The organism is Polaromonas sp. (assembly GCF_018780625.1).
GTDB lineage: Bacteria > Pseudomonadota > Gammaproteobacteria > Burkholderiales > Burkholderiaceae_C > Polaromonas.
Genome location: NZ_JADMJK010000228.1, coordinates 12,815 through 15,404 on the forward strand (window position 1 = coordinate 12,815; position 2,590 = coordinate 15,404).

4 protein-coding genes are annotated in these 2,590 nt (G+C 61.2%); all 4 read right to left on the bottom strand.

Annotated elements, in window-relative coordinates; translation table 11 throughout:
• Positions 1–563 (bottom strand): beta-ketoacyl synthase N-terminal-like domain-containing protein (locus IV091_RS16360; RefSeq protein ID WP_293470319.1); only part of this gene is annotated, 563 nt, incomplete at its 3' end.
• Positions 564–573: 10 nt separating this feature from the next.
• On the bottom strand, positions 574–1,899 hold the full coding sequence (gene paaK, locus IV091_RS16365) for a phenylacetate--CoA ligase PaaK (RefSeq protein WP_293470320.1): 1,326 nt from the start codon (positions 1,897–1,899) through the stop codon (positions 574–576).
• 24 nt (positions 1,900–1,923) lie between these two features.
• Positions 1,924–2,388, bottom strand: a complete 465-nt coding sequence (gene paaI, locus IV091_RS16370; protein WP_293470321.1) for a hydroxyphenylacetyl-CoA thioesterase PaaI — start codon at positions 2,386–2,388, stop codon at positions 1,924–1,926.
• A partial coding sequence (locus IV091_RS16375; protein ID WP_293470322.1) for a 3-hydroxyacyl-CoA dehydrogenase family protein occupies positions 2,381–2,590 on the bottom strand: 210 nt, incomplete at its 5' end. The genes paaI and IV091_RS16375, both read right to left, overlap by 8 nt.

A 2,590-nucleotide genomic window follows, 5' to 3' on the forward strand; every position in this document is an offset into this window, starting at 1 on the left:
GAGCGCACGGCAAAGGCATCCTGGTCGGCGCGGGAAATATTGAATTCAGCCGCCACGTTGTCCGCCGTTTGCGGCATCGAATGCGTCTCGTACAATTTTTTCATCAGCGGATTGGTGAAACGCCAGCCGATGGTTGTGTCAAAGATGGCGGCATTGCGCGAATAAGCGCTTTCTGCCTTACCCATCACAAAAGGCGCGCGCGACATGCTTTCAACGCCGCCTGCAATCATCAGGTCGGTGTCGCCGGCCTTGATCGAACGCGCGGCCAGGCCGATGGCGTCCATGCCGGAACCGCACAGGCGGTTGATCGTGGTGCCGGGCACTTCGGTGGGCAGCCCGGCCAGCAGACCAGACATGCGGGCCACATTGCGGTTGTCTTCGCCAGCCTGGTTCGCGCAGCCATAGATGATGTCGTCCACCATCGTCCAGTCGACGCTGGCGTTGCGTTCCATCAAGGCCTTGAGCGGTATGGCGCCAAGGTCGTCAGCGCGCACGCTGGCCAATGCGCCGCCGTAGCGGCCAATGGGCGTGCGAATGGCGTCGCAGATAAAAGCTTCAGTCATGTGCATTCTTTCAGTTTTGTTTGGGACGCTCATCAATCACCCGCCGGGCCTTGCCCGTCAGGGTGCGCGGAATGGATTCGTGGTCCATGACGGTCACGCGCGTCGAGATGCCTGCAATGGTCTTGATGTGGTGCTGCATTTCCTTGCTGATTGCCTGCACCTCTGCTGGCGAAAACTTGCCTGAAAATTCACGCTGCAGTTCACAGCGCACTTCGACGTTGTCAAGGTGGCCGTCGCGGGTCAGCAAAATCTGATAGGTGCCTGCCAGACGCTTGTCGCGCAGGATCTGCTCTTCAATCACGCTCGGAAAGACGTTGACGCCGCGCACGATCAGCATGTCGTCGGTACGGCCCGTGATCCGGTCCATGCGCCGAAAGCTGCGCGAGGTGGGCGGCAGCAAGCGGGTCAGGTCACGGGTGCGGTAGCGAATCACCGGCATGGCTTCTTTGGACAGCGAGGTAAAGACCAGTTCGCCTTCCTCACCATCGGCCACCACTTCGCCCGTATCCGGGTTGATGATCTCTGGATAGAAATGGTCTTCCCAAATCACCGGGCCATCCTTGGATTCGATGCATTCACAGGCAACGCCTGGCCCCATGACTTCAGTCAGTCCGTAGATGTCGATGGCGTCGATACCCAGCTTGCGCTCTATCTCATCGCGCATGCCGTGGCCCCACGGCTCGGCACCAAAGATGCCGATCTTCAGGGAAATGTCTTCGGGCCTGATGCCCTGGCGCTCAAACTCCTCGGCAATCACCAGCGAGTAGGACGGGGTGACCATGATGATTTCAGGCTGGAAGTCCTGGATCAGTTGCACCTGCTTTTCGGTCTGCCCGCCCGACATCGGTACCACCATGCAGCCGGCACGCTCGGCGCCGTAATGGGCGCCCATGCCGCCGGTGAACAGGCCGTAGCCGTAGGCGATGTGGCATGTGTCGCCAGCGCGGCCACCCGCCGCGCGGATGGAGCGCGCCACCAGATCGGCCCAGGTATCAATGTCTTTCAGCGTGTAGCCAACGACGATCGGTTTGCCTGTGGTGCCCGACGATGCGTGGACCCGGGCCACCTGGGTGCGCGGCACGGCAAACAGGCCAAACGGATAGTTGTCGCGCAGGTCGATCTTGGTGGTGAACGGAAACTTGGCCAGATCGGCCAAAGTCTTCAGGTCATCCGGGTGGACGCCCTGGTCATCGAACTTCTTTTTGTAGTGCGGCACGTTGTCGTAAGCGTGCTTCAACGTCCACTTCATGCGCTCCAGCTGCAGGGCGGCGATTTCGTCACGGCTGGCGGTCTCGATGTGCTCAAGGTCTCCGGGCATGGGCTTTTTAACGGGCATTTTTGTCTCCTCTTGGTAATTTGATTACTTGGCGTGCGCGGCCTGGGGCTGGCCGTCAATCACTTCGCCGCTGATGCGATAGCTCTTGCCCCGGAACAGGGCAATGGTTTTTCCCGCGTGCGTTCGCACCGTCACGTCATACACACCGGTGCGGCCGGTCAGCGAGCGCTCGACGGCTTCGGCCTCCAGGATGTCGCCCTCCATGGCAGGCGCCAGAAAGTCAATGTGGCAGGCCGAGGCCACCGTGTTCTGGTTGTGGCTGTTGCAGGCGTAGGCAAAGGCACTGTCAGCCAGCGTGAAGAGGTAGCCGCCGTGACAGGTCTGGTGGCCGTTGAGCATGTCGGCACGCACCGGCATGGACACCAGCGCGTAGCCGGGCTTGACGCCGACTATCTGCATCGCCAGGGCATTGGTCGCCCGGTCGCGCGACCACATGGCGGCCGCCACTTGTTCGGCCAGGGCCTGCGGATTGGAATGTCGCTCAGTCATGGAAATTTTTCTTCGCAAAAACGTGGTGTTGAATCAGCGGCGAGACGCGGTAGCGGTCTTCCCCGTAGGCTTGGCCGAGGTTGGTGAGCACCTGGCTGATGGTTGGCAGGCCAAGGGCATCCGCCCAGGCGAGCGGCCCACAGGGGTAATTGACGCCCAGGCGCATGGCCGAATCGGCCCCCTGGGCATCACAGACACCCTG